The organism is Nocardia sp. NPDC056064 (assembly GCF_042266925.1).
Classification (GTDB): domain Bacteria; phylum Actinomycetota; class Actinomycetes; order Mycobacteriales; family Mycobacteriaceae; genus Nocardia.
Genome location: NZ_JBHJWO010000001.1, coordinates 1,867,637 through 1,894,003 on the forward strand (window position 1 = coordinate 1,867,637; position 26,367 = coordinate 1,894,003).

Consider the following 26,367-nt stretch of genomic DNA (forward strand, 5'->3'; position numbering starts at 1 on the left):
TAGACGTGACGCATGCCACTGACCGACCGCCCGGCCTGTTCCGGAGACGACGAAACCCCCCACCGTCGACGACGGCAGGGGGTTTCGGTACTGCTGTGGAGCTACCTCGGCGCTTACTCGGCGGCGGGGGCTTCCTCGGCGGCCGGCTCGGCGGCGGCCTCGTCCTCGACCGGGACCAGCGAGATCTTGCCGCGGTTGTCGATGTCGGCGATCTCCACGCGCAGCTTGTCGCCGACGTTCACCACGTCCTCGACCTTGGCCACGCGCTTGCCGTTGCCCAGCTTGGAGATGTGCACCAGGCCGTCACGGCCCGGCAGCAGCGACACGAACGCGCCGAAGGCGGTGGTCTTGACGACCGTGCCCAGGAAACGCTCGCCGACCTTGGGCAGCTGCGGGTTGGCGATCGCGTTGATCGCGTCGATCGCGGCCTGGGCCGAAGGCCCGTCGGTCGCACCGACGAACACGGTGCCGTCGTCCTCGATGGAGATGTTGGCGCCGGTGTCCTCGGTGATCTGGTTGATCATCTTGCCCTTGGGGCCGATGACCTCGCCGATCTTGTCGACCGGGATCTTGATCGCGGTGACGCGCGGAGCGTAGGGGCTCATCTCGTCCGGGGTGGCGATGGCCTCGGCCATCACGTCCAGGATGGTGGTGCGGGCGTCGTGCGCCTGGTTGAGCGCACCGGCGAGCACCTGCGAGGGGATGCCGTCGAGCTTGGTGTCCAGCTGCAGGGCGGTGACGAAGTCGCGGGTACCGGCGACCTTGAAGTCCATGTCACCGAAGGCGTCCTCGGCGCCGAGGATGTCGGTCAGCGCCACGTAGCGGACCTCGTCCTCGCCCTTGTCATTGGTGACGGTGTCCGACACCAGACCCATCGCGATACCCGCGACCGGCGCCTTCAGCGGCACACCGGCGTTGAGCAGCGACAGCGTCGAGGCGCAGACCGAGCCCATCGAGGTGGAGCCGTTGGAGCCCAGCGCCTCCGAGACCTGACGGATGGCGTAGGGGAACTCCTCCTGCGAGGGCAGCACCGGCACCAGGGCGCGCTCGGCCAGGGCGCCGTGGCCGATCTCGCGACGCTTGGGCGAACCCACGCGACCGGTCTCACCGGTGGAGAACGGCGGGAAGTTGTAGTGGTGCATGTAGCGCTTGGAGGTCTCCGGGCCGAGCGAGTCGACCTGCTGGGCCATCTTGACCATGTCCAGGGTGGTGACGCCCATGATCTGGGTCTCGCCACGCTCGAACAGCGCCGAACCGTGGGCGCGCGGGATCACGTCGACCTCGGCGGAGAGCTGACGGATGTCGGCCAGGCCGCGCCCGTCGATGCGGAAACCGTCGGTGAGGATGCGCTGGCGCACCAGCTTCTTGGTGACCGAGCGGAACGCGGCACCCAGTTCCTTCTCGCGGCCGACGAAGTCGTCACCGAGGCGACCGAGCACCTCGGCCTTGATCTCGTCGATGCGGGCCTCGCGGGCCTGCTTGTCGGCGATGCTCAGCGCCTCGTTGAGCTCCACCTTCGCGGTGCCCTCGACGGTCTCGAACACGTCGGGACCGTAGGGCGGGAACAGCGGGAACTCTTCGGTCGGCTTGGCGGCCAGCGCGGCCAGGTCCGACTGCGCGCGGCACAGGCGGGCGATGAACGGCTTGGCGGCCTCGAGGCCCTCGGCCACGACGGCCTCGGTCGGCGCCTGGGCGCCGCCCTCGATGAGCGCGATGACCTTGTCGGTGGCCTCGGCCTCGACCATCATGATGGCGACGTCACCGGTCTCGGTGACGCGACCGGCCACGACCATGTCGAAGACGGCGTCCTCGAGCTGCTCGACGGTCGGGAACGCGACCCACTGGCCACCGATCAGGGCGACGCGCACGCCGCCGACCGGGCCGGAGAACGGCAGGCCGGAGATCTGGGTGGACGCCGAGGCGGCGTTGATGGCCACCACGTCGTAGAGATCCTTGGGATCCAGGCTCAGCACGGTGACCACGACCTGGATCTCGTTGCGCAGGCCGTCGACGAACGACGGGCGCAGCGGACGGTCGATCAGGCGACAGGTCAGGATCGCGTCGGTGGAGGGGCGGCCCTCGCGACGGAAGAACGAGCCCGGGATGCGGCCCGCGGCGTACATGCGCTCTTCGACGTCGACGGTCAGCGGGAAGAAGTCGAACTGGTCCTTGGGGTGCTTACCGGCGGTGGTCGCCGACAGCAGCATGGTCTCGTCGTCCAGGTAGGCGACCACGGAGCCCGCGGCCTGCTTGGCCAGACGGCCGGTCTCGAAACGGACGGTGCGGGTACCGAAGCTGCCGTTGTCGATCAGCGCGACCGACTCGAAAACACCGGGCTCGACCTCGACCGCGGTCGACGTACGTTCAGTTGTCTGCGTCATTTTTTCTTCTCTCGACCTCTCGTCTCGCTGGAACGCAGCACCGGATGGGCGCGGACCAGCTGTTCGTCAGCCGTACCGGACACGGACCCGTGGCAGCCCTCCTGGCTGCCACGCGCAGCACCCGGCCGGATCCCCTTGGAGCGGCGACGCGGAGGCGGTCATCGATCGAAGCCCGACGGCGGCGGAACTGAGAGATCGCCGGCCGAAAGGCCACTACCGAAGACCGACGCCACGCGGACGGATGCACACGGCTGTCACATGTTGTAGTGCACACGGAAACCCCATGGTCTCCGAATACACGAATAGCCAACGAGAAGAAGTGTACTTCTTCCCATTGGCTACTCGCCGACCGCCTCAGCTCGGAGGCGTGTCGGAGCAGATCAGCGGCGCAGGCCGAGACGCTCGATGAGCGAACGGTAGCGCTCGATGTCCTTGGCCTGCAGGTACTTCGACAGGCGGCGACGACGACCGATCAGGGCCAGCAGGCCGTGCCGGGTGTGGTGATCGTGCTTGTGCTGCTTCAGGTGCTCGGTCAGGTCCGAGATCCGCTTCGACAGCAGCGCGATCTGCGCCTCCGGCGAGCCGGTGTCCTTCTCGTGCAGGCCGTACTCGGCCAGGATGGCCGACTTCTGCTCAGTGGTCAGCGCCATGCGGGCAGACTCCTCATTTCTCAGTTCCGCGCTCGAAGGTCCGGTTACCCGGGATGGGCGCCACCGCGGACCGCAGCAAACCCGAGGAGCCAGTCTACGCCCACGTCCGGCGGCCGCCCGAATCGGGTCAGGCCTGCTCGGCGGCGTCCGCGGTGAGCACCTTGCGGGCGGCCTCGACATCGCGGCCCATGGCCTCGACCAGGTCGTCGATGGAGTCGAACTTGCGCATCCCGCGCAGCTGCTCGACGAAGTCCACCGCCACGTGCTGCCCGTAGAGGTCGGCCTCGCCGTCGAGCACGAATGCCTCCACCGTGCGCGAGCGGCCCGAGAAGGTCGGATTGGTGCCCACCGAGATGGCGGCCATCGCGCGCTCGCCGGGCGCGGCGGTGCCGATCGACGGGCCCTGGCCGAGCACGGTGAACCAGCCCGCGTACACCCCGTCGGCCGGGATGGCGGCGTGCATGGGCGGAGCGACATTGGCGGTCGGGAAGCCGAGCCCGCGGCCGCGGCCGTCACCGTGCACGACCACGCCCTCCACGCGGTGCGGGCGGCCGAGCGCCTCGGCGGCGGCGGCCATGTCCCCGGCGTCGACGCAGGCGCGGATGTAGGTGGAGGAGAAGGTGACGGCGTGCTCGCCGAGCAGGGTCACCCCGTCGACCTCGAAGCCGAAACGCGCGCCGAGCTCGCGCATGGTGTCGACGGTGCCCGCGGCCTTCTTGCCAAAGGTGAAGTTGTCGCCGACGACCACCTCGGACACGTGCAGACGCTCGACGAGCAGGTCGTGCACGTAACCGGAGGGGGTGAGTTTCATGAATTCCTGGGTGAACGGCATCACGCAGAACACGTCGATGCCGAGTTCCTCGGCCAGCTCGGCGCGGCGGGTCAGGGTGGTCAGCTGGGCCGGGTGCGAACCTGCCCGCACCACCTCCATCGGGTGGGGGTCGAAGGTCATCAGGACCGAGGGCACTCCACGCTTGTCCGCCGCCGCCACGGCCCGGCTGATCAGCTGCGCGTGCCCGCGATGCACGCCGTCGAACACGCCGATCGTGAGGACGCAGCGCCCCCAGTCCGCGGGCACCTCGTCGAGGCTTCGCCATCTCTGCACACAGCGAAGCCTACGCAAGGCGGCACCGGAACAGAATTCCGCCTCCGCGCGGAATGTCGTGCTGCGCCGTGCCGGTTCGCCGATGTGTCATTCCGGGCAGGGATGCCTAACATCAAGAATGTGCCAGGTAAACGAGATGTCGCGACCCGCCGTGCGTCGAACCCGCCCGGTGCGGCCGATACCGCCGACGCCGCGACGGTCGCGCCCGAGCTGTCCGCGGTGGCACAGGACTATCTGAAGGTCATCTGGACCGCGCAGGAGTGGTCGCAGGAGAAGGTGTCGACCAAACTGCTCGCCGAGCGGATCGGCGTGTCGGCCTCGACGGTGTCCGAGGCGGTGCGCAAGCTCGCCGATCAGGGGCTGGTCGAGCACGCCCGCTACGGCGCGATCACGCTCACCGAGCACGGCCGTCTCGCCGCGGTCGCCATGGTGCGCCGCCACCGGCTGATCGAGACCTTCCTGGTCAACGAGCTCGGCTACGGCTGGGACGAGGTGCACGACGAGGCCGAGGTGCTCGAGCACGCGGTCTCGGACCTGCTGATGTCGCGCATCGACGCCAAACTCGGCCACCCCGACCGCGACCCGCACGGCGACCCGATCCCCTCCACCGACGGCGACGTCCCCACGCCCCCGGCCCGGCGCCTCAGCGATTTCGCGGCGGGCGAGTCCGGCCGCGTGGCCCGCATCTCCGACTCCGACCCGGCCATGCTGCGCTACTTCGACTCCGTCGGCATCGCCCTGGACACCACCATCGAGGTCGAGGAACGCCGCGACTTCGCCGGCACCATCGCCGTGCGCATCGCCGCCGCCGAGGCACCCACCGAACTGGGCACCCTGGCCGCCGAGGCCATCTGGCTGACGTCCTGAGCGCTCAGCGGGACAGGAAGTCCAGCAGGACCCGGAATTCGGGCAGCGAGAGGTAGCCGTCGCCGTCCTGGTCGGCGGCGGTCAGCAGGTCGGCGGCGGGTTCGTCGATGCGGCCCGCGCCGACGTGGCGGATCAGCGACTCCAGTTCGGTCACCGAGATGCGGCCGTCGCCGTTGACGTCGAAGACGCGGAAGGCGGCCTCGGCGTCGGTGACCTCGATGCGGCCCTCGACCACGGCGGCGTCGAATTCGGCGCGCGAGACCAGGAAGTCACCGTCGGTGTCGGCGGCGGCGACCAGGCGCTCGATCGCGGCGCGCTCGACATCGATTCCGGCGGAACGGATTCCGGCGACGATGTCGTCGACCGAGACCTGGCCGTCCCCGTCCTGGTCCCACAGGGTGAATGTGTCGACCGGCTCTGTACTCATCTGGCTACCCTTCCCCGCGGCCGGCGAATACCGTCGCGCCGGCCGTCTCCCGCCACTGTACGGATCGACCGCGTGGGGCGGGTGTGCCCGGCGCGCAGGGAATTCCGGGAGCGGGAGGGTCAGTCGCCGATGCCCTGGGGACGGACGACCATCACCGAGGACGCGCGCTTGCCGCTCTCCTCGATCAGCGCGATGGCACGGCCGGCGGGGTCGATGGCCGCGTACACGCCCCCGAGGCCGATCGGCTCCAGCCAGCGGCCGTTGCGCAGGTCGTTCGCCTGGGTGTCGTCGATGTCGCGGTGCGGGAAGGCGGTGCGCACAGCGGTGTCGATGTCGAGGCTGAGCAGGGGCTGTTCGGCCTCGGCGGCGGCCGCCAATTGCTCCAGGGTGCGGGCGTGTTCGAGGGTGAACGGGCCGACTCTGGTGCGACGCAGGGCGGTCAGGTGACCGCCGACGCCGAGCGCGGCGCCCAGGTCGCGGGCCAGGGCGCGGATGTAGGTGCCCGAGGAGCACTCGACGTCCACGTCCAGGTCGACGAACTCGCCCTCGGCGACATCGCGGCGGGCCAGGATGTCGAAGCGCGACACCGTCACCGGGCGCGCCGCGAGCTGCACGTCCTCGCCCGCGCGGGCCCTGGCGTAGGCGCGTTCGCCGTCGACCTTGATGGCGCTGACGGTGGCGGGGACCTGCTGGATGTCGCCGGTGAGAGCGGCGATCCCGGCGGCGACGGCCTCGTCGGTGAGGTGCAGGGCGGGGGTCGTCGTGGTGATCTCGCCCTCGGCGTCGTCGGTGACAGTGCTCTGGCCGAGGCGGATGGTGGCGGTGTACGCCTTGGTGGTGAGGATCAGCTGACCGAGCAGTTTGGTGGCCCGTTCCACGCCGAGCACGAGCACGCCGGTGGCCATCGGGTCCAGGGTGCCGGCGTGGCCGACCTTCTTGGTCCGCAACAGTCTCCGGCTGCGGGCCACCACGTCGTGGCTGGTCCAGCCGCCGTCCTTGTCGACGATCACCAGTCCGCCGAGCTGGTCGACCGCGGGGGTGCGCGCCGCCATCAGCCGTGCGCGATCGCGGTCAGGATCAGCCCGTCGGCGATCAGCCAGCGTCCGTCGAACTCGGTCAAGGGGGTGCCTCCGTCGTTCGTCGTGCCGGGGATCAGCAGCTTCGTGTGGAAGCTGCCGGAACCGGAATCCGCGGTGCGGGTGTCGATCTCGAAGCTGATGTGCGCGTCCTCGAAGCCGAGCCAGCGCAGGGTCAGCGGGAACCAGGCCTTGTAGGTGGCCTCCTTGGCGCAGAACAGCAGCCGGTCCAGGTGCAGGCCGTCGCCGGTGGTGCCGGTGAGCCAGTCGCGTTCGGCGGGCAGACTCACCGAGTCGAGCACCCCGTCGGGCAGGGGGCCGTGCGGTTCGGCGTCGATGCCGACCGAGCGGAACCGCAGGGTGTGCGCCATGGCGGCGGCGCGGTAGCCGTCGCAGTGGGTGAGGCTGCCGACGACCCCGCGCGGGAACAGCGGCATGCCGCGCTCCCCCTTGCCGATCGCGACCGGCGGTTCGCCGAGCTGCTCGAGCGCGAGCCGCGCGCAGTGCCGGGCACCGATGAAATCGCGCCGGCGCTTCTCGACCGACTTGGCGATGAGATGCTCCTCGGCCGGGTGTGCCGTCAGCTCCTCCGGATACGCAAGCAGCTCCGCGGTCGCCACCCCGGACGGCAGGATCTGCCCGAGCAGACCCGATGAATGACCCATGGTCATCACCAAATCAGTGGTCGGCGCGCGAAGCAAATCCCGCCCCTCACACTCCGCGACGGCGATCGGCCTTGGCGCGCATCTCCGCGGCCGCGGCCTCCATCTCCGGGGTGACGGTGAAGTGGCCGCCCCAGGCGTTGAGCTCACCCTCGGCGTAGACGGGCTCGGGCAGGATCTGGCGCAGCAGCGGTTCGGGCATGCCGCGCCGCTTCCATTCGCGCGGGTAGCCGAGGGAGACCTCCTCGAAGCGCACGCCGTCGTAGTAGGTGGTGCGCGGGATGTGCAGGTGGCCGTAGACCGCGCACACCACGTTGTAGGTGGTGTGCCAGTCGGCGGTGAGGTCGGTGCCGCACCACAGCGAGAACTCCGGGTAGAACAGGATCTCGGTGGGCTGACGGACCAGCGGGAAGTGGTTGACCAGCACCACCGGGGTGTCGGGGGCGAGCGCGTCGAGGCGGCGCTGGGTGTACTGCACGCGCGCGTGGCACCAGGCGTCGCGGGTGAGGTACGGGTCGGGGGTGAGCAGGAACTCGTCGGTGGCGACGACATTGCGCTCGCGGGCCACCGCCAGGCCCTGCGCCTTGGTGGCGGTCCCCTCGGGCAGCCAGGAGTAGTCGTAGAGCAGGAACATCGGCGCGATGGTGACGCGGCCGCCGTAGCGCTCGGCGCCCGAACCGGTCCACACCGGGAACGGGTCCTCCGGCGTGACCACGTCGAGGTCGCGGCACATCGCCACCAGGTATTCGTAGCGGGCGGCGCCGTGCATCTGCACCGGGTCCTTGGGTGTGGTCCACAGTTCGTGGTTGCCGGGCACCCAGATCACCTTGGCGAAGCGGCCGCGCAGCAGCTCCAGGGCCCAGCGGACCTCGTCGGCCTTCTCGCCCACGTCACCGGCGACGATCAGCCAGTCCTCGGGCGAATCCGGCTGGATCTGCTCGACGACCGGCTTGTTGCCCTGGTGCCCGACGTGGACGTCGCTGACCGCCATCAACTTGGGAATCACCGCTCCACCGTCGCACATCCGCTCGCCGGCGCACCGCCGGGTTCCCACTGTTCGGATTCGCCCGCTTCGGCGACGAGCAGCCCGAGCAGTCCGGGGAAGCGCGCGTCGAGCGCAGCGCGGCGCAGGACGACAGTGCTGCGATTGCCGTGGTTGACCTGCCGGACGAGCCCGGCTTCGCGCAGCACCCGGAAGTGATGGGTACGGGTGGCCTTGGTGACGGGCAGGTCGAAGGACGAACAGCTGCGGTCGCCGTCGGCGGGGTCAAGGGCGAGCAGGGTGATCACCCGGCGCCGCAGGGGGTCGGCGAGGGCGGCGAGCACGGCGCCCAGCTCCAGATCGGCGGACTCGTCCACCACACCTCCTCAGGTACGACTTGCGTCGTACCTATCTCGCCTCTACGGTCCTTAGGTACGTCGTCCATCGTACCTAAGGAGCACCATGACCTACGCCCTCGTCGGCTTCGCCCACCCGAAGCCGCAACGCCGTGCCGACCTCCAGGAGCTGCTGCTGTCGTTCGTCGCACCGACCCGGGCCGAGGAGGGCTGCCTGGAATACCACTTCCACGTCGACAGCGAGAACCCCGCCGTCTTCGTCTTCTACGAGGTCTGGCGCAGCAAGGACGACCTCGACCGGCACCTGGCACTACCGCACATGCGCGAGTTCTGGGAGTCGCGGATGGACTACCTGGCCCGCGATCTGGAGATCCGCTGGATCGACATGCTCAGCCCGTATCCACGCTGAGCGCCTCACGCGACCCCGCGGGGGATGTCCGCGCCGACCCGGGCCCACCGGCCCGAGCGGGCCCGGCCGACGACCGCGACCAGACGCAGCAGCATGAAGGCCACCAGACCGGTCCAGATGCCCGCGACACCCCGGTCGAACACCAGCGAGAGCCAGATCAGCGGGAGGAACCCGCCCAGGGCGGCCAGCAGGGTGGCGGTGCGCAGGAAGGCCGCGTCGCCCGCGCCGAGCAGCACACCGTCGAGGGCGAAGACCGCGCCGGCGACGGGGATCATCGCGACGAAGAACCACCAGATGACGTGGACCCGGTCGAGGACCGCCGGGTCGTCGGTGAACAGCAGCGGAACCACCCCGTAGCCCGCGGCGAAGGCACCGGCCAGCACCAGCGCGAAGATCCCCGACCAGCCGGTGACCCGGCGGGCGATCCCCTTGGCGCCCTGGGCATTCCCCGCGCCCAGGGCCGCGCCGACGAGCGTCTGGGCGGCGATGGCCAGCGAATCCAGGGTCAGCGCGAGGAAGTTCCACAGCTGGAGCACCACCTGGTGCGCGGCGACCGAGGCGGCGCCGAAGCGGGCGGCTACCGCGGCGGCCGAGATGAAGCACGCCTGGAAGGAGAGGCTGCGCACGATGAGGTCGCGGCCGAGGACGAGCTGGGCGCGCATGACCGCCGGGTGCGGACGTAACGAGACCCGTTCGCGTAACAGGGCGTAGACGAACAGCGCGCCGGTGACGAGCTGTCCGGCGAGATTGGCCACTGCCGAGCCCGCCAGCTCCAGCCGGGGCGCGCCGAGCAAGCCGTAGACCAGGATCGGGCACAGCACCGCCGAGAGCCCCAGCCCCGCGATCACGTACAGCAGCGGCCTGCGCACGTCCTGGACACCGCGCATCCAGCCGTTGCCCGCCATCGACAGCAGGATCAGCGGCACGCCGCACAGCGCGATCCGCACCCAGGTCAGCGCCTCCTCGGCGATGTCGCCCCCGCCCGAGATCGCCGCGCACAGCGGTGCGGCGAACACCTGGATCACCAGCACGATCAGCAACCCGATCGCCACTCCCACCCAGCTGGCCTGCACGCCTTCGGCCACCGCTCCCCCGCGGTCACCGGCACCGTGCCGCCGCGCCGCGCGGGCGGTGGTTCCATAGGACAGGAACGTCAGCTGGGTGCTGACCGACCCCACGATCACCCCGCCGACGGCCAGCCCGGCCAGCGCGAGGGCGCCCAGCCGCCCGACCACGGCCATGTCGAACAGCAGATACAGCGGCTCGGCCACGAGCACCCCGAGCGTGGGCACGGCGATCCCGAGAATCCGGCGCGGCCCGGCCTGATCCACCACATCGACAGCCGCAGAACCCACGCCGGACCTCCCCACCGAAGGCGCCGTCACCTCCGGCGCGCTGTGCACTGTCTCGCTGATCCTGGCACAGGCCACCGACACGCCCCGCGCCCACACGGGCGGGGACAACAGCGCGAAACATCGGCACGGAACGCGCGCAGCGGCAATACTGGTCGTCCGCCCAACTACGGGACATCCTCGCGGACATCGGTTCGCCCGAGAACTCAGGACAGCGACATGGCGTTTGCGCAACGGTGGCGGGTGATCATCGCCTTCGCCCTGGTCGGGGCGGCGACTCAGCTCGTGTGGCTCACCTATGCCCCGGTGACGACCGTCGCGGCCGAGCACTTCGGGGTCTCCGAATCGGCCGTCGGATGGCTGGCCAACATGTTCCCGCTGCTGTACGTGGTGCTCGCGATCCCGGCGGGCATCCTGCTCGACCGGTGGTTCCGGCCCGCGCTGATCGCCGGGGCGGTGCTCACCGCGATCGGCGCCGACCTGCGTCTGCTGCACGACGGATTCGCCGTGGTGCTGCTCGGCCAGACGGTGGTGGCCGTGGCCCAGCCGCTGGTGCTCAATGCCATCACCGGGATCGCCGGGCACTATCTTGCGGAGAAGGACCGGGCGACCGGGATCGCCGTCGGCACGGCCAGCACCTTCGCGGGCATGGCGGCGGCCTTCGTGCTCGGCGCGATGCTGCCGCGCGCGGACCAGCTCACCACCCTGGCCGCGATCGGCGCCGTCTTCGCCACCGCGACCGCCGTACTGCTCACCCTGGAGCTGCGGCGCGCGGGTGACGGGCCGGTGGCGAGCACGTCGACATCGATGGTGGCGCTGCGGGCCACGCTCGGTGACAGCTATGTGCGCAAACTGTGCGTGGCCGTGTTCTTCCCGTTCGGCACCTTCGTCGCCCTGGCGACCTTCGGCCAGGCGCTGCTGGAACCGGCGGGCGTCAGCGCGGATGCGGCCAGTGTGGTGCTGCTGGTCAATGTGGTCGCCGGGGTCGTCGGCTGCGCGGTGATCCCGGTCGCGGTGCTGCGCCGCGGCATCGAACTGCCCGCGGTCATGGTGGGACTCACGGCCAGTGCCCTGGCCTGCCTGCTCGTCGCCGTGGCGCCCGGACTGGCCACCGGCTTCCTGGCTTTCGTCCTGATCGGGCTGACCCTGCTCCCCGCGCTCCCCATCGTGCTCGCCATGACCGAACGCCACACCGGGACCGCCGACGGCACCGCGGCGGGCCTGATCTGGATGACCGGCAACCTCGGCGGCCTCGTCGTCGCGGGCCTGACCGGAGTGTTCGTCGACCACCCCGCCCTCGCCTTCGGCCTCTGCGCCACCACCACCGTCCTGGGCGCCCTGCTGGCCTCCCGCCTACGCCCGGCCGCGGTCGTCGAAGTCAGCTGACGGAGCCCTCGATCAGCCGAGCGCGGCGACCAGCGCGCGCACGACTCCCTCGGCACTGCCGTATGTCGTGTACCCCGCTGCGAACCGGTGCCCACCCCCGCCGAACCCGGCGGCGACCGCGGCGACATCGACCCCGTCGGACATCCCGGGCGCCGAGTCGCGCGAACGCAGGGACACCGTCCAGCGGTCGTTCTGACCGCGGGCTTCCTTGAAGACGGCGGCGATGCCCGCCTCGGCCGTGGTGCGGATGACGTCGATGACGCTCTCGACCTCTTCCGGGCCCACCTCGTGGGTGTCGGCGGCGCGCACCAGCGCGTAGACCAGGCCCACGCCCGCCGCGCCGGGCACCACCACCGCGGAGGCGAGGGCCTTGGCCAGCATGGGCAGCCAGGTGAAGGGATGGGTGTCGAGCAGGACGCGGGTGATCTCGGTGCCGTCGATACCGGTGGCGAGCAGCCGCTCGGCCAGCGCGTGACTGCCCGGCCTGGCCCAGCGGAACGACCCGGTATCGGTGACCAGGCCCGCGAACAGGCAGTGCGCGATCTCGGTATCGAGCTCGACGCCCCAGGCGTCGAGCAGGCGGGTGACCAGTTCGGTGGTCGACGCCGCGGATTCATCGATCAGGTCGACGGTGCCGAACCCGTCGTTGGCGCGGTGGTGGTCGATGACCACGGTCGTGCGCGCACCCGGTAATCGGTCGGCGAGCGCGCCCAGACGGCTGCGCGCGCCACAGTCGACCACGATCAGCAGATCGACCTCGGCGGGCACCTGCGCGGGCGCCACCACATGCCGCACCCCGGGCAGGGTGCGCAGCGACAGCGGCAGTTCGGCGGGCTCGGCGAACGACACGCACACCGGTGTCCCGCGCCGCTCCAGCGCCAGCGCCAGCGCCAGGCCGCTGCCGATGGTGTCGGCGTCGGGGTGCACATGGCACAGCACGGTCACCGAACGCGCCGCCGCCAGTGCGGCGACGGCAGCGTCCAGCTGGGTTCCGTCCAGTACCCCCGTCATCCGGCGCGGACCCCGAGGCATGCCCGGTCGCCCCGCGTGCGCACGCGGGCCGCCGTCACCGGACGCCGGTCGGACATCGGACTACTCGGCGTCTTCGTCGTCGCGATCGGACTTGTACGGGTCGGCCTCGCCGGCATGGGTGGCGTTGGCCGCGACCTTGGCCACCTCGTCGTCGATGGCGCGGGCCCGGGCGAGCAGCTCTTCCATCTCGCGCGCCGCGTCGGGCACCTTGTCCAGCGTGAACGACAGGATCGGGGTGAACTTCACCCCGGTGCCCGCGCCGACCTTGGACCGGAGCACACCCTTGGCCGCTTCCAGACCGGCGGCCGCGGCCGTGTAGTCGGGTTCGGCGTCGAGCGTCTCGCCCATCACCGTGTAGAACACCGTCGCCTCGCGCAGATCGCCGGTCACCTTGGCATCGGTGACGGTGACGAACCGCAGCCGCGGATCCTTGATCTCGTATTCGATCGCGGTGGCCACGATCGCGGAAATCCGCTTGGCGAGTCGGCGTGCCCTGGCTTGATCCACCATGGCTTTACCTCCCTCTAGTCTTCGGGTCCGAAGATCCGGCGGCGTACTGCCAGCAACTCTATCTCCGGACGCGCGGCAACGTGCCGCTCACACTTGTCGAGCACCTCGTTCAGGTGTCCCGTCTCCGCACTGACCATGGCCACCCCGAGCAATGCCCGGCGGTGCAGGTCCTGATCCCCGGCCTCGGCGGCGTTGACCGCGTAACGCTTCTGCAACTCGGCGAGAATCGGGCGGATCACCGACCGCTTCTCCTTGAGCGAGTGCACGTCACCGAGCAGTAGATCGAATTCGAGCGCACCGATGTACAGCGGTGCTCACCTCCTGGTAGATGGAATCGCCCGCATGACCACACGCCGCACCCGAAGCTCGGATGCGGCGTGTGCAGCGGTCTGCGATATCAGTCGCGCGGCTTCTCGCGCAGCTCGTAGGCCTCGATGATGTCGCCGTCCTTGATGTCGTTGTAGGTCACGGTCATACCGCACTCGTAACCTTCGCGCACCTCGGTGGCGTCGTCCTTCTCCCGCTTGAGCGAGGAGATGGTCATCGTCTCGGCGATCACCCGGCCGTCGCGGATCAGGCGCGCCTTGGCGTTGCGCTTGACCGAACCCGACAGGACCATGCAACCGGCGATGTTGCCGACCTTCGACGAACGGAAGATCGCGCGGATCTCCGCCCGGCCCAGCTCGACCTCTTCGTAGATCGGCTTGAGCATGCCCTTGAGGGCCTTCTCGATCTCGTCGATGGCCTGGTAGATCACCGAGTAGTACCGGATGTCGACGCCCTCGCGGTTGGCCAGCTCGGTGGCCTTGCCCTCCGCGCGGACGTTGAAGCCGATGATGATCGCGTTCGAGGCCGACGCCAGGTTGACGTTGGTCTCGGTGACGCCACCGACACCGCGGTCGATGACGCGCAGACGCACCTCGTCGTCGATCTCGATGCCGAGCAGGGCCTCTTCGAGGGCCTCGACGGTACCGGAGTTGTCGCCCTTGAGGATCAGGTTGAGCTCCGAAGTCTCCTTCAGGGCGGCATCCAGATCTTCCAGGCTGATCCGCTTGCGGCTGCGCGCGGCCAGCGCGTTGCGCTTGCGCGCGTTGCGGCGGTCGGCGATCTGCCGGGCGATGCGGTCTTCCTCGACCACGATCAGGTTGTCACCGGCGCCGGGCACCGAGGTGAAACCGATGACCTGCACCGGGCGCGACGGCGACGCCGCGTGGACGTCCTCGCCGTGCTCGTCGACCATGCGACGGACGCGACCGTAGGCGTCGCCCGCCACGATCGAGTCGCCGACGTGCAGCGTGCCGCGCTGGATGAGCACGGTGGCCACCGGGCCACGGCCGCGGTCGAGGTGCGCCTCGATGGCGACACCCTGGGCGTCCATGTCCGGGTTGGCCCGCAGGTCCAGCGAGGCATCCGCGGTCAGCAGCACCGCTTCGAGCAGCGCGTCGATGTTGGTGCCCTGCTTGGCCGAGATGTCGACGAACATGGTGTCGCCACCGTATTCCTCGGTCACCAGGCCGTATTCGGTCAGCTGCTGCCGGATCTTGTCCGGGTTCGCGCCTTCCTTGTCGATCTTGTTGACCGCCACCACGATCGGCACGTCGGCCGCCTGGGCGTGGTTGATCGCTTCCACCGTCTGCGGCATGACGCCGTCGTCGGCCGCGACCACGAGGATCGCGATGTCGGTGGCCTTCGCACCACGGGCACGCATGGCGGTGAACGCCTCGTGACCCGGGGTGTCGATGAAGGTGATCAGGCGCTCTTCGTCGTTGAGGTTGGTCAGCACCTGGTAGGCACCGATGTGCTGGGTGATGCCACCGGCCTCGCCCTCGCGGACGTTGGCCTTGCGGATCGTGTCCAGCAGTCGGGTCTTACCGTGGTCGACGTGACCCATGACGGTCACGACCGGCGGACGCTGCTCGAGGTCTTCCTCGGTGCCCGCGTCCTCGCCGTAGGTGAGGTCGAAGGACTCCAGCAGCTCGCGGTCCTCGTCCTCGGGGCTGACCACGTGCACGACGTAGTTCATCTCGCTGCCGAGCAGCTCGAGGGTCTCGTCGTTGACCGACTGGGTCGCGGTGACCATCTCGCCGAGGTTGAACAGCGCCTGCACGAGGGCGGCGGGGTTCGCGTCGATCTTCTCGGCGAAGTCCGACAGCGAGGCGCCGCGGGCGAGCCGGATGATCTCGCCGTTGCCGCGCGGCAGCCGCACGCCACCGACGGCGGGCGCCTGCATGTTCTCGTATTCGGCGCGCTTGGCCCGCTTCGACTTACGGCCACGACGCGGAGCGCCACCGGGACGACCGAACGCACCGGCCGCGCCACCACGGCCACCGGGACCACCCGGACGACCGCCGCCGCCACCGGGACGACCACGGAAACCACCGGCCGCGGGCGCACCGGCACCCTGACCGGCACCGGGGGCACCGCCACCGCCACCGCGGTAACCGCCACCGCCGCCACCGGGACGACCGGCACCGGGCGCACCGCCCGGACGACCCGGACGACCACCGGCCGCCGGACCCGGACGCGCGGAACGCGCGGGCATGGCACCGGGGTTCGGACGCGGAGGCATCGAACCCGGGGTCGGACGCGGCCCACCGGGACGCGGGGCACCGCCCTGCGCGGCGGCCGGACGCGGACCACCCTGGCCCTGGCCGGGACGGGGACCGCCCTGACCGGGAGCCGGACGCGGGCCACCCTGACCGGGAGCCGGACGGGGACCGCCCTGACCCGGAGTCGGGCGCGGGCCGCCCTGCGGGGCGGGACGCGGCGCCGGACGATCACGATCCGGGGCGGAGCTGAACGGGTTGTTGCCGACCCGGGGGGTCTTGGGACCGGGCTTGGGGCCGGGGCCCGCCGGACGCGGAGCCGGAGCACCCGGGGCGGGTGCGCCGGGACGCTGCGCCTGCGGCTGACCCGGACGCGGAGCGCCGGGCGCCGGACGCGGACCGGGCGCCGGGGCACCCGCGGGCTTGGCCGGCGCGGACTGCGCGGCCGCCGGAGCGGGCTTGGCCGGAGCCGGCTTGACCTCGGCCGCGGGAGCGGCCGGGGCCGGTGCGGCCGGAGCGGGGGTCGCCGCCGCGGCGGGAGCCGCCGGGGCCGGACGCGGACCCGGACGGGGACCGCCCGGGGTGGGCTTGGCGGCCGGACGGGCCGCCTGCGACGGTCCGGGACGCGCCGCGGGCTTCGCGTCGCCCGCCGGGGCGGACTTCGACGCGAGCGATTCGCGCAGGCGGCGGGCGACGGGTGCTTCCACCGTCGAGGACGCCGACTTCACGAACTCGCCTTGCTCCTTGAGCTTCGCGAGTAGTTCTTTGGACGTGACACCGAGTTCTTTGGCCAACTCGTGCACGCGGGCCTTGCCTGCCACTGCTCTCCTCACTGAGAGGCCGAGCAGCGCCACCGTGTAAGGGGACGGCGGCCCGCACGACCTCGGGTTATCTCCGATGGACGTTCATCGTTGGTGCTTCACGGTGTGCTCATGAGTGCTCGTGCCTGTTCTCGAGGTACTGCTCCAGGGCTGAGATATCCAGATTTCCGGACACTCGTAGGGCTCTGCCGAAGGCTCGGCGCCGCTCTGCGGAACGCAGACAGGCTGAAACGGGGTGCAGCCAGGCACCCCGTCCGGGAAGTCTGCGCCGCGGATCGGGAACGATCGCAACAACCGGGGCTCCGGCGATCTCACCGCCGGTGTCCCGATGCTGCGCCACGATCCGCAACAGCTCGGCAGACGGCTCGCGCAGACGGCATCCGATACAGGTTCGAACGGATTGCGCGGGCCGGTCCTGTACCCACTCTACCGGTGACCCGGTCATAACGACGAACCCCTCCCCTTCCGAAGTTACCAACATGTCATCCGGGGGTCGGGATTCCCGCACTTTCGTCAACTACGGTGCGCCTCGGGACGCACCGAGTCGCCCGCCTCCGGTGCCGCGTCGCTGCGGATATCGATGCGCCAACCGGTCAGACGGGCAGCCAGACGGGCGTTCTGGCCCTCCTTGCCGATCGCCAGCGACAACTGGAAGTCGGGCACGATCACCCGCGCCGCCCTGGCGTCCGGATCCACGACAGTGACCGAAACCACCTTCGAGGGCGAGAGCGCATTGCCCACGAAGGTCGCCGGGTCCTCGGCGTAGTCGATGATATCGATCTTCTCGCCGGCCAGCTCGCTCATCACATTGCGCACGCGCTGGCCCATCGGGCCGATGCAGGCGCCCTTGGCGTTCACGCCGGGCACCGTGGAGCGCACGGCGATCTTGGAACGGTGTCCCGACTCGCGGGCCACCGCGACGATCTCCACCGAACCGTCGGCGATCTCGGGCACCTCGAGCGAGAACAGCCGCCGGACCAGATTGGGGTGGGTGCGCGAGAGCTGCACCTGCGGGCCGCGCGGTCCCCGCGAGACGCCGTAGACGTAGCACTTGATCCGGTCGCCGTGCTCGTAGGTCTCGCCCGGCACCTGCTCGGCGGGCGGGATCAGGCCCTCCACGCCGTTGGCCTCGCTGCCGATGCGGACCACGACCACGCCGCGGGCGTTGGCCCTGGCGTCGCGCTGCACCACGCCGCCGACGATGTCGCCCTCGTGGGTGGCGAACTCACCGAAGGACTTCTCGTTCTCGGCGTCGCGCAGCCGCTGCAGCACGACCTGACGCGCGGTGGTCGCGGCGATCCGGCCGAAGCCCTCGGGGGTGTCGTCCCATTCGGAGACCAGGTTGCCGTCGGCGTCGAGTTCGCGCGCCATCACCCGGACCACGCCGGTCTTCTGGTTGATGTCGATGCGCGCGTTGGGCTGGTGCCCTTCGGTGTGCCGGTAGGCGGTGAGCAGCGCCGACTCGATCGCCGAGATCACGGTCTCGATCGAGATGCCCTTGTCGGCGACGATCGCCCGCAAGGCTTCGATTTCAATGTTCATTCCGCAACCCCTTCGGTGGGAGAGTCACTGGTGGTGCCCGGCGCGGCGAGGTCGGCGGGCTCGTCGCCGGGCACGGGACGGCCGGCGGGGATGCCGCCGGCGAGTTCGAGTTCGGTGGCACCGGGTGCGCTGAACTCGACCTGGACGACCGCGGTGGCGATGTCGGCGAGCGGCACGTGCACGCGGTGCGGTTTGTTCTTGCCGCCGAGGACCAGCGCCACGGTGCCGTCGTCGGCGAGCTGCCCGGCGCGGGCCTCGAAGCGGGACCTGCCCTCGACCGGCTCGGCGCCCTCGCGCAGCGAGAGCTTCACCTTGCGCCCCTGGGCGCGGCGCCAGTGCCGGTCGGTGGTGAGCGGGCGGTCCACGCCGGGGGTGGTCACTTCCAGCAGGTAGGCCGATTCGCCGAAATCGCCTGCCGCGTCGAGCAGTTCGGACATCTCGCGGCTGAGTTCGGCGATGGCGTCCAGGTCGGCGGGCCCGTCGCTGTCCACGGTCACCTTCACCCGAACCGGAGCGAGCTCGTCTTTGCCCGCAGCCGCGATCGCGACGCCCTCGAGGTCGAATCCCCGGCGTGCGACGAGCTCAGCGACTAGCTGGCTCACCCTTTCCTCGGTGGGCATCGGCATATGGGCGGCTCCTGGTTCAGTTGTGACGCGATCGGAAATTTCTACGCCGAAGGTCTAGCGTAACGCGCTCCGAGAGTGTAAAGGACCGGCGGGCAGCCATTGTGCACCGGTCCACCCGGCGTGCCCGGACGTGTCGCCGGGCGGCGAGCGCGGCCGCGCGGATCTGGCACGATGGTGCACGTGCCCCTCCGCCATTCCGCCCCGCCGAGCGCCGGGCGACCGTCCGGCATGCGCTCCGACCGGCACGAACACCACCCGGTGACCGCCGAGACCTCCCGCCCGGCCCCCGCGCGGCCCACCGGTCCCCCACACGGCTCGCCGGCCCCGTCGGATCCCGTACGCGCGCAGCAGCTTCCGACCACCGAATCGGCGGTCTGGCGCCGCCGCACCGTGTTCCGGCTCGCCGGGGCGAGCGTGCTCGCCGTGCCGGTGGTCGCCACGCTCGCGGCCTGCGCCGAGGACGACACCGTGCACGCCCCCGACCCACTGGCGGCCCAGGAGGTCCTGGCACGCGCCGACGCCGCCGCCGCGACGGCCGCCATCGCGCTCGCCCCGCAGTCGAGCGCGGCACTGAACACCGTGGCGACCGAGCGCACCGCCCACGCCGACGCCTTGCGGGCCGAGATCGACCGGGTGATCGGCGTGTACGGCGACGGCACCACCCCCGTGCACCGCACCGGCACGGTCACGGTGCCGGGCGCCGACGGCGCGAGGGTGCCCGCCGCCGAGGTCGAGGCCGCCGCCGCGCGGCCCGGCACCGTCGCCCAGCTGCGCGATCAGCTGCTGCGCTCGCAGCAGTCCGCCGCCGCGCTGGCCCGCACCGAGTCCGGGTATCGCGCCGGGCTGCTGGCATCCATCAGCGCGGCCTGCGCGACCGAGGCGGGGGTACTGCTGACATGACCGAGCAACGTCAGGCCCTGCAGGCCGCTCTCGACAGCGAGTACGCGGCGGTCTACTCCTACGGCGTGATCGCCGCCTACGCCAATGCCGACCGGGCCCGCCTGGTCGCCGAGTTCAGCGCCGCGCACCGGGCCCGCCGCGATGCCACCGTCGATCTGCTGGCGACCGGCGGCACCGAGCCGGAGGCCCCCGACGCCGCCTACCAGCCGCCGTTCCCGGTGGACGACCCGATTCCGGCCGCGAATCTCGCCGTCGCGGTCGAATCCGATTGCGCCGCGGCCTGGTTGACCGTGGTCGAACAGGCCACCGACGACACCGTGCGCGCCACCGCGACCGAGGCGCTGACCGAGTCCGCCGTGCGCCGGGCGCGCTGGCAGGCGATCCTCGGCGCGAATCCGGTGACGGTCAGCTTCCCCGGCCGGGCCTGAGTTCCCGCCGCGACGGCCGGACCGGACCGCTCCTGGATCGAAGCGGTCCGGCCGGGCCGATCAGGGACGCATCGCGTAGGCGCCGTCGTAGGACACGACCTGCTGCCACACCCGGTCGAAGCGGGCGGTGTCGGCGACGGGGCTGCGCAGGGCGCCGACGGCCCAGGCGCGCTGGTCCTCGGTGACCGACGGCTTGCCCAGCAGGGCGGTCGCGTGGGTGTTGAAGTCGCGGATCTGGAAGTCGAAGATCTGGTCGAGCACGTCACGGTCCAGGCCGGTGAGCTCGGCCTGCTCCAGGATGAGCTGGCCGTAGACCACCGTGGAGAACAGGTGGCCGATGGTCAGCATGAAGTCGAGGTCCTTCTGCTGGGCGGCGTCGGGCGCCGCGGTGAGCAGCAGGGTGCGCAGCGCCTGGGCCTGCTCGTAGAACCGGCCGACGTTGGGGACGCTCGCGGCCTGCTCGTAGGCCGGGGTCCAGTCGGCGAACTGCACCTTGCCCGCGCCGCGCGCCGGACCCTGCTTCCAGAAGAACTCCTGATCGCCCGGCGCCAGGTCGGTGCCGATGGCCGGGTACTCCTTGGGGTTGAACAGGTAGTTCGGCATGAACTTCAGGATCTGGCCGACGTTCACGTGCACCGTGCCCTCGAGGCGGGGCAGGTGGTTGATGTAGCGCGAGGCCTGCGCGAAGTAGGTGGCCTTCTCGAAACCCTTGGCCGCCAGCACATCCAGCAGCAGGGTCATCGCGACCTCGCCCTCGGAGGTGACCTTGGACTTGGTCATCGGGTTGAACAGCAGGTAGCGGCGGTCCTCCAGGGAGGCGCTGCGGAAGTAGTCCACGGCGCGGTCGCTGAACAGTTTCATCGCGATCAGGCGCGCGTAGGCGTCGACGAAATTGCCGCGCACGTGGCCGAAGTCGGTGACCGGGTTGCCGTAGAGGATGCGGTTGTTGGCGTGGGTGATGGCCTCGAAGAACGAGTGCTCGACCATGCCGATGCTGCCGTGGCAGAGGTTGAACTTGCCCACGTTGACGGTGTTGAGCGCGGCCGAGAAGCCCTCCGGGCCTTCGTGCAGCACGTCGGCGGCGGTCACCGGGTAGTTCTCCAGCCGGAAGTGACTGACGTACATCTGCCCGTGGATGACGCTGTCGATGAGGTGGTAGTGCTCGTGACGGCTGTCGGCGGCGAACCAGATGTAGCCCTCGGCGCCCTCGACGTCGGCGCGGCGGGAGAACACCGACACCATCGAGGCCACATTGCCGTTGCCGATGTAGTACTTCTCGCCGTTGGCGCGGAACAGGATTCCGGCCTCGGCGTCGGCGCTGCCCGGCTCGCTCGGGGTGAGGATCAGGTCGGTGTTGTAGATGTCGGCGCCGTGCTCACGCTCGGAGAGCGCGAAGGCCATGACCTGACCGGCGTCGAGGTCGGCGGCGGCCTTGCGCTTGGCGATCTCGTTGTCGCTCTGCCAGATCGGGCCGAGGCCCAGAATGGTGACCTGCTCGGCGTACCAGTAGGCCAGGCCGTAGAACCCGAAGATCTCGGCCAGGGCCGCGTTGCGGGCGGCGTCCCAGCGCTTGTTCGGGTCGCCGTCGGCGTAGGCGGCCGGGGTCAGGAAGGTCGCGAACAGCTTCTCCTTCGCGACGAAGTCGAGGAACTCCTGGGTCCAGACCGCGTCGCGGTCCTCGGCCAGCAACTGCGCCTTGCCCTTGGACTCGAACCACTCGATGGTGGCCCGCAGCAGCCGCCGGGTCTCGGCATCGAAGTGCTGAGGATCGTAGGTGGCGGGGTTGAACAGCAGGCCGGGCGAACTCGTCATCCCGCCAACTTAGCAGCGCAACATCCGCCACCGGACCGTCTACCTGCAGGTTTCCCCTACGTAAGCGTAGGTTGACCGGCGGCTCAGATCATCAGCTGGCCGAGCATGCCCGTGCGGGTGCCGAGGATGCCGCCGGTGGAGTCGAATTCCACCCGCAGCTCGTAGAGCCCGAACTGCCCGAGCAGCATCTGGGGTTCACCGAAGGTCAGGATGGGCACGCGGTGGCGGTCGAAGTAGCCGGTCACCATGGCGCGCATGGTGGCGTAGCGGCTGTCCGGGTCGGTGAGGGGGTGCAGCAGGTCGGCGGCGGTCTCGATGACCAGGGCGGCCACGCCGGGATCGGTCCGCAGGGGACGCACGGCCTCGTCGGTGATCGCGAAGTAGCGCCAGCCCGCGCCGTCGGGCAGCGCGGCCCAGCCGGGTGCGCCGCGCAGGTGGGCGGCCGCGGCGACGAACGCGGTCACGACGGCGTCGGGATGGGCGCTGCTGCCGAGGTCGACCCGGTCGCCGGCCAGGTGCGCGGCGCCGTGGTCGCGGGCCAGCTCACGCAGCTCCGGGACGCCGGTCCCCGCCCACGTCCAGATCTTGGTCTCGGTGTCGTAGCCGCCGATCTCGGTGACGGCCACGGGCCGGTCGGGCACGGCGACCACGTCCCCGTCGCCGAACATCGGCTCCCACCACAGCGCCGACACCGCCGCGGTGGGCGCGAGTCCGCGCAGCGAACCGCGGCCGCCGACGGTGATCGCGGCGGGGGCCGCCAGCGCGCTCAGCAGCGCGTCCGGGACGAACGGCGGGATGCGTTCGGCGCGGGGCAGCGGGGCCGCGTCGACATCGCCGCGCCCGGCGTCGACGACCACGGCATCGAGGAGGTATTCGCCGTCGAGCCGCACGATCAGCCGGTACCCGTCCGGTAGCTGGACTTCCATGCCGTCGGCGGTGTCGCGCAGCGCCGCGTGATGACGCCGCGCGTAGCCGGCCACCACCGTGCGGGCCCCGCCGCCGGGCAGCATCTGCGCGGCGGCGCGCACGATCCCGGCCACCAGACCCGGGTCCGGTTCGGCGACCGGTACGGACTCGTCGTCGACGAGCAGGAAGGCGTAGGCGCGGCCGCCGTGGTTGAACTTGGTCATCCCCCGCACGCCGAGCACACCGAGGGCGATGATCGCCAGGTGGTCGGCCGCGAGCATGGGGTCGGGGAACCGGGACAGGTCGACCAGTTCGGAGGCGAATTCCGGCACGCCGTGGCGCAGCCCGAGGTCACGCAGCCGGGCCGAGGCGGCCGCGCCGGGTGTCCCGCCGACCGCGGACTTGGCCCAGGCCCACCGGAAGGTGTGGTCCTCGGCGTAGGTGCCGAGCTCGCCGGAGGCGGTGAATTCCCGGTCGCCGAGCCAGACCCGGCCGGAGCGGTGGTCCACCCGGGTCGGCCCGGGCCGGACGTGCTGCTGAAATACCGAATACTGTTCGATCGCCCCGCCGAGGTGCCCCCGCGCCAACGACAACAGCGCATCGCTGAATGTCTCCACCCACTCGACGCTAGCAGCCCGCTCCGGCAGTGGCTGCCGGCTGCGCGATTGCACCGCAAGGACTTTCACCGGGCCGATCGCGTGCGCGTGACACGCGATCGGCGCGGGCGGACTCAGCCGCGGATCTTGGCGACGACGGCGGCGACCGCGTCGCCGGCCGGGATCTCCTCGGCCTCACCGGTGAAACGGTTGCGCAGCTCGACCTTGCCGTCGGCCCAGCCGCGGCCGATCACCAGGATCCACGGCATGCCGAGCAGTTCGGCGTCCTTGAACTTCACGCCGGGCGAGGCGGTGCGGTCGTCGAAGAGGACCTCGAGGCCCTGCTTGTCGAGACCGGCGACGACCTGCTCGGCGCCCTCGCGGGCGGCGGCGTCCTTGTTGGCGATGACGACGTGCACGTCGAACGGGGCGATCTCGGCGGGCCAGCGCAGACCCTTGTCGTCGTGCTGCTGCTCGGCGATCACCGCGACCAGGCGCGACACACCGACACCGTAGGAGCCCATGGTGAGCCGGACCGGCTTGCCGTTCTCGCCGAGCACGTCGACGTCGAAGGCGTCGGTGTACTTGCGGCCGAGCTGGAAGATGTGGCCGATCTCGATGCCACGGGCGGCCACCAGCGGGCCCGCGCCGTCGGGCGAGGGATCGCCGTCACGGACCTCGGCGGCCTCGATGGTGCCGTCGGGGGTGAAGTCGCGCCCGGCGACCAGGCCGACGACGTGCTTGCCGTGGGTGTCGGCGCCGGTGATCCAGGCGGTGCCCTCGACCACGCGGGGGTCGACCAGGTAGCGGACGCCGTTGGCCTGCAGCGCCTTCGGGCCGATGTAGCCCTTCACCAGGAAGGGGTTGGCGGCGAAGTCGGCGTCGGTGAGCAGTTCCACCTCGGCGGGCTCGACGGAGGCCTCGAGGCGCTTGTCGTCGACCTCGCGGTCACCGGGGACGCCGATGCCGAGGATCTCGGTCTTGCCGTCGGGGTGGCGCAGCTTGACCATCACGTTCTTGAGCGTGTCGGCCGCGGTGACGGTGCGGTCGAGCACCTTCGCCTCGTTGGCCCAGTCGACCAGGGTGGCGATGGTGGGGGTGTTCGGGGTGTCGTATTCGACCGCGGCGGGCTGTCCCTCGATCGGCAGCGCCGCGGGGGCGGGGGTGACCACGGCCTCCACATTGGCGGCGTAGCCGGACTCGAGGCAGGTGACGTAGGTGTCCTCGCCGACGGGGCTCTGCGCGAGGAATTCCTCGGAGGCACTGCCGCCCATGGCACCGGAGGTGGCGGCCACGATCACGTACTCGACCCCGAGCCGCTCGAAGATGCGCTGGTAGGCGGCGCGGTGGGTGGCGTAGCTGGTGGCCAGGCCGTCGTCGTCGAGGTCGAAGGAGTAGGAGTCCTTCATCACGAACTCGCGGCCGCGCAGGATGCCGGCGCGGGGGCGCTCCTCGTCGCGGTACTTGGCCTGGATCTGGTACAGCGTGACCGGCAGATCCTTGTAGGAGTTGTACTCGCCCTTGACGGTGAGCGCGAAGAGCTCCTCGTGGGTGGGGCCGAGCAGGTAGTCGCCGCCCTTGCGGTCCTGCAGGCGGAACAGGGCGTCGCCGTATTCGGTCCACCGGTTGGTGGTCTCGTAGGGCTCGCGCGGCAGCAGCGCGGGCAGGGAGATCTCCTGGGCGCCGGTGGCGTCCATCTCCAGGCGCACCACGTCCTCGATGCGGCGCAGGGTGCGCAGACCCAGCGGCAGCCACGAGTACACGCCGGGGGCCACCCGGCGGACGTAGCCGGCACGGACGAGCAGTTTGTGGCTGGGCACCTCGGCGTCGGCGGGATCGTCTCGCAGGGTGCGCAGGAACAGGCGGGAGAGGCGGGTGATCACGGGTGCACAGCGTAGTCGCTGGTCCGGGCGCACTCACAACGGATTACCGCCGAGGCGCCCGGACACCACCTCCGGCCCGGAAATCTCTCTGGATTACCCATTTCGATCCAATGTCAATCAGCGAATAACAAAACGATTACGACCGCACAATTCCGGAATACCGGACATTTATGTTCATGAACAAGAATATTTCACTCGAAATACTTGCGAGAGGTCCGATATGACCGTCACGAATTCTCTGCCGAAGCGCTGCGCGGCCGTGCTCGCCGGCGCGGCGCTGGTGGGCGCCGCACTGGTCGGCTGTACCAGGACCGAGGTCGCCGAGCCCGGGCAGCTCCTCGAGAGCCTGCGCGAAAAGGGCAGCATCACGGTGGGTTTCGCGGGTGAGGCACCGTACTCGTTCGAGGAGAGCGGTCAGCTCACCGGCGCCACCGTGGCCCTGCACCGGGAGATCTTCGGCGCGCTCGGCATCGAGACCGTCGACGGCGTGCAGACCGAATTCGGCGCGCTCATTCCCGGCCTGCAGGCCAACCGATTCGACGCGGTGAGCGCGGGCATGTCGATCCTGCCCAAACGCTGCCAGCAGGCCGCGTTCAGCGAACCGGAATTCATGTACACCACCGCGCTGATGGTGAAACCCGGCAATCCGCTGAATCTCACCGACATGCAGTCCATCCAGTCCAGCGGCGCGAAGATGGCCGCGATGACCGGGGCCATCGAGTCCGACTACGCCGCCGCCCTCGGCATCGGCGCCACCCAGGTCGCCACCCCGCAGGACGGCATGGACGCGGTCACCTCCGGGCGCGCCGACGTGTTCGCCCTCACGGCCATCTCGCTGAACTGGCTGAAGAACCACAATCCGGACGCCGCCGTCGACGTGACTCCCTCGTTCGTGGCGGTGATCGACGGCAAACCGCAGGTCGGCGCGGGTGGCACGGTGTTCCGCACCAGCGATCCGGACCTGCTGGCCGCCTACAACGCGGAGCTGGCGAAGATCACCGCCGACAAGGACCGCTACCTCTCGATCGTCGGGAAGTTCGGCTTCACCGAACGCGAGCTGCCGAAGCCGGAGTACACGACGGCCAAGCTGTGCGAGGGCGAGATCTGACCCC

The 26,367-nt window shown here is 70.5% G+C and carries 25 protein-coding genes; 6 read left to right on the forward strand and 19 right to left on the reverse strand.

The window, feature by feature from the left end; genetic code table 11:
* Positions 1 to 113 precede the first annotated feature (113 nt).
* From ACFC06_RS08550 to ACFC06_RS08560, 3 genes are all read right to left on the reverse strand, one after another.
* Entirely contained in the window at positions 114 to 2,381 is a 2,268-nt protein-coding gene (locus tag ACFC06_RS08550; RefSeq protein WP_375929151.1) for a polyribonucleotide nucleotidyltransferase, read from the reverse strand.
* Between the two features lie 380 nt (positions 2,382 to 2,761).
* Complete coding sequence (rpsO, locus tag ACFC06_RS08555; protein ID WP_019048089.1) at positions 2,762 to 3,031, reverse strand: 30S ribosomal protein S15; 270 nt, start codon at positions 3,029 to 3,031, stop codon at positions 2,762 to 2,764.
* 127 nt (positions 3,032 to 3,158) lie between these two features.
* Complete coding sequence (locus ACFC06_RS08560) at positions 3,159 to 4,136, reverse strand: bifunctional riboflavin kinase/FAD synthetase (protein WP_375929152.1); 978 nt, start codon at positions 4,134 to 4,136, stop codon at positions 3,159 to 3,161.
* Between the two features lie 102 nt (positions 4,137 to 4,238).
* On the opposite strand from ACFC06_RS08560, the gene ACFC06_RS08565 reads away from it, so the two are divergent.
* Entirely contained in the window at positions 4,239 to 5,003 is a 765-nt protein-coding gene (locus ACFC06_RS08565) for a metal-dependent transcriptional regulator (protein WP_375929153.1), read from the forward strand.
* A gap of 4 nt (positions 5,004 to 5,007) precedes the next feature.
* Here the strand turns inward: ACFC06_RS08565 and ACFC06_RS08570 are convergent, their stop codons facing one another.
* From ACFC06_RS08570 to ACFC06_RS08590, 5 genes are all read right to left on the reverse strand, one after another.
* Positions 5,008 to 5,430 carry an EF-hand domain-containing protein gene (locus ACFC06_RS08570; RefSeq protein WP_375929154.1) on the reverse strand — a complete coding sequence of 141 codons (423 nt, stop codon included), beginning with the start codon at positions 5,428 to 5,430 and terminating at the stop codon, positions 5,008 to 5,010.
* A 119-nt stretch (positions 5,431 to 5,549) separates the two neighbouring features.
* On the reverse strand, positions 5,550 to 6,482 hold the full coding sequence (truB, locus tag ACFC06_RS08575) for a tRNA pseudouridine(55) synthase TruB (protein WP_375929155.1): 933 nt from the start codon (positions 6,480 to 6,482) through the stop codon (positions 5,550 to 5,552).
* Positions 6,482 to 7,177 carry a 4'-phosphopantetheinyl transferase Npt gene (gene npt / locus ACFC06_RS08580; RefSeq protein WP_375929156.1) on the reverse strand — a complete coding sequence of 232 codons (696 nt, stop codon included), beginning with the start codon at positions 7,175 to 7,177 and terminating at the stop codon, positions 6,482 to 6,484. Before npt ends, truB begins: the two co-directional genes overlap by 1 nt.
* Before the next feature lie 40 nt (positions 7,178 to 7,217).
* Entirely contained in the window at positions 7,218 to 8,192 is a 975-nt protein-coding gene (locus ACFC06_RS08585) for a metallophosphoesterase family protein (protein ID WP_375929157.1), read from the reverse strand.
* Positions 8,171 to 8,527: an ArsR/SmtB family transcription factor gene (locus tag ACFC06_RS08590; protein WP_375929158.1), complete on the reverse strand. Its 357-nt coding sequence runs from the start codon at positions 8,525 to 8,527 to the stop codon at positions 8,171 to 8,173. The genes ACFC06_RS08585 and ACFC06_RS08590 overlap by 22 nt, the downstream gene beginning before the upstream one ends.
* Positions 8,528 to 8,612: 85 nt before the next feature.
* Here ACFC06_RS08590 and ACFC06_RS08595 point away from each other — a divergent pair, with 85 nt between their 5' ends.
* Positions 8,613 to 8,915 (forward strand): putative quinol monooxygenase, encoded by a 303-nt coding sequence (locus ACFC06_RS08595; RefSeq protein ID WP_375929159.1) that lies wholly within the window; start codon positions 8,613 to 8,615, stop codon positions 8,913 to 8,915.
* 5 nt (positions 8,916 to 8,920) lie between these two features.
* On the opposite strand, the gene ACFC06_RS08600 is transcribed toward ACFC06_RS08595, so the two are convergent.
* Positions 8,921 to 10,270 carry an MATE family efflux transporter gene (locus ACFC06_RS08600; protein ID WP_375929160.1) on the reverse strand — a complete coding sequence of 450 codons (1,350 nt, stop codon included), beginning with the start codon at positions 10,268 to 10,270 and terminating at the stop codon, positions 8,921 to 8,923.
* Positions 10,271 to 10,486: 216 nt separating this feature from the next.
* Between ACFC06_RS08600 and ACFC06_RS08605 the strand changes: the two genes are divergently transcribed.
* Positions 10,487 to 11,653: an MFS transporter gene (locus ACFC06_RS08605; RefSeq protein ID WP_375929161.1), complete on the forward strand. Its 1,167-nt coding sequence runs from the start codon at positions 10,487 to 10,489 to the stop codon at positions 11,651 to 11,653.
* Between the two features lie 12 nt (positions 11,654 to 11,665).
* On the opposite strand, the gene ACFC06_RS08610 is transcribed toward ACFC06_RS08605, so the two are convergent.
* The 7 genes from ACFC06_RS08610 to rimP form a co-directional block, all read right to left on the reverse strand.
* On the reverse strand, positions 11,666 to 12,664 hold the full coding sequence (locus ACFC06_RS08610; protein WP_375929162.1) for a bifunctional oligoribonuclease/PAP phosphatase NrnA: 999 nt from the start codon (positions 12,662 to 12,664) through the stop codon (positions 11,666 to 11,668).
* 81 nt (positions 12,665 to 12,745) lie between these two features.
* Entirely contained in the window at positions 12,746 to 13,195 is a 450-nt protein-coding gene (gene rbfA / locus ACFC06_RS08615) for a 30S ribosome-binding factor RbfA (protein WP_375929163.1), read from the reverse strand.
* Positions 13,196 to 13,209: 14 nt separating this feature from the next.
* Positions 13,210 to 13,503: a DUF503 domain-containing protein gene (locus tag ACFC06_RS08620; protein ID WP_375935315.1), complete on the reverse strand. Its 294-nt coding sequence runs from the start codon at positions 13,501 to 13,503 to the stop codon at positions 13,210 to 13,212.
* A gap of 89 nt (positions 13,504 to 13,592) precedes the next feature.
* Positions 13,593 to 16,562, reverse strand: coding sequence for a translation initiation factor IF-2 (gene infB / locus ACFC06_RS08625; RefSeq protein WP_375929164.1), 2,970 nt, complete (start codon positions 16,560 to 16,562; stop codon positions 13,593 to 13,595).
* Positions 16,563 to 16,671: 109 nt separating this feature from the next.
* The gene (locus ACFC06_RS08630; RefSeq protein WP_375929165.1) at positions 16,672 to 17,007 is read right to left on the reverse strand and encodes a YlxR family protein; all 336 of its coding nucleotides are present in this window, start codon (positions 17,005 to 17,007) and stop codon (positions 16,672 to 16,674) included.
* Positions 17,008 to 17,075: 68 nt separating this feature from the next.
* Complete coding sequence (gene nusA / locus ACFC06_RS08635) at positions 17,076 to 18,104, reverse strand: transcription termination factor NusA (RefSeq protein ID WP_375929166.1); 1,029 nt, start codon at positions 18,102 to 18,104, stop codon at positions 17,076 to 17,078.
* A complete protein-coding gene (gene rimP / locus ACFC06_RS08640; RefSeq protein ID WP_375929167.1) occupies positions 18,101 to 18,730 on the reverse strand; it encodes a ribosome maturation factor RimP in 630 nt (209 codons plus the stop codon). The genes nusA and rimP overlap by 4 nt, the downstream gene beginning before the upstream one ends.
* A 180-nt stretch (positions 18,731 to 18,910) precedes the next feature.
* On the opposite strand from rimP, the gene ACFC06_RS08645 reads away from it, so the two are divergent.
* Together ACFC06_RS08645 and ACFC06_RS08650 are read left to right on the forward strand one after the other, a co-directional pair.
* On the forward strand, positions 18,911 to 19,630 hold the full coding sequence (locus tag ACFC06_RS08645; RefSeq protein WP_375929168.1) for a hypothetical protein: 720 nt from the start codon (positions 18,911 to 18,913) through the stop codon (positions 19,628 to 19,630).
* The gene (locus ACFC06_RS08650) at positions 19,627 to 20,058 is read left to right on the forward strand and encodes a ferritin-like domain-containing protein (RefSeq protein ID WP_375929169.1); all 432 of its coding nucleotides are present in this window, start codon (positions 19,627 to 19,629) and stop codon (positions 20,056 to 20,058) included. Before ACFC06_RS08645 ends, ACFC06_RS08650 begins: the two co-directional genes overlap by 4 nt.
* 60 nt (positions 20,059 to 20,118) lie before the next feature.
* On the opposite strand, the gene ACFC06_RS08655 is transcribed toward ACFC06_RS08650, so the two are convergent.
* The 3 genes from ACFC06_RS08655 to ACFC06_RS08665 all read right to left on the reverse strand — a co-directional run bounded on the left by ACFC06_RS08655 (position 20,119) and on the right by ACFC06_RS08665 (position 25,255).
* Positions 20,119 to 21,870, reverse strand: a complete 1,752-nt coding sequence (locus tag ACFC06_RS08655; protein ID WP_375929170.1) for an acyl-CoA dehydrogenase family protein — start codon at positions 21,868 to 21,870, stop codon at positions 20,119 to 20,121.
* Positions 21,871 to 21,953: 83 nt separating this feature from the next.
* Positions 21,954 to 23,393 carry a DUF6882 domain-containing protein gene (locus tag ACFC06_RS08660; protein ID WP_375929171.1) on the reverse strand — a complete coding sequence of 480 codons (1,440 nt, stop codon included), beginning with the start codon at positions 23,391 to 23,393 and terminating at the stop codon, positions 21,954 to 21,956.
* Positions 23,394 to 23,506: 113 nt separating this feature from the next.
* Positions 23,507 to 25,255, reverse strand: coding sequence for a proline--tRNA ligase (locus ACFC06_RS08665; RefSeq protein ID WP_375929172.1), 1,749 nt, complete (start codon positions 25,253 to 25,255; stop codon positions 23,507 to 23,509).
* Positions 25,256 to 25,475: 220 nt separating this feature from the next.
* Here ACFC06_RS08665 and ehuB point away from each other — a divergent pair, with 220 nt between their 5' ends.
* Positions 25,476 to 26,363 carry an ectoine/hydroxyectoine ABC transporter substrate-binding protein EhuB gene (ehuB, locus tag ACFC06_RS08670; protein WP_375929173.1) on the forward strand — a complete coding sequence of 296 codons (888 nt, stop codon included), beginning with the start codon at positions 25,476 to 25,478 and terminating at the stop codon, positions 26,361 to 26,363.
* Positions 26,364 to 26,367 lie beyond the last annotated feature (4 nt).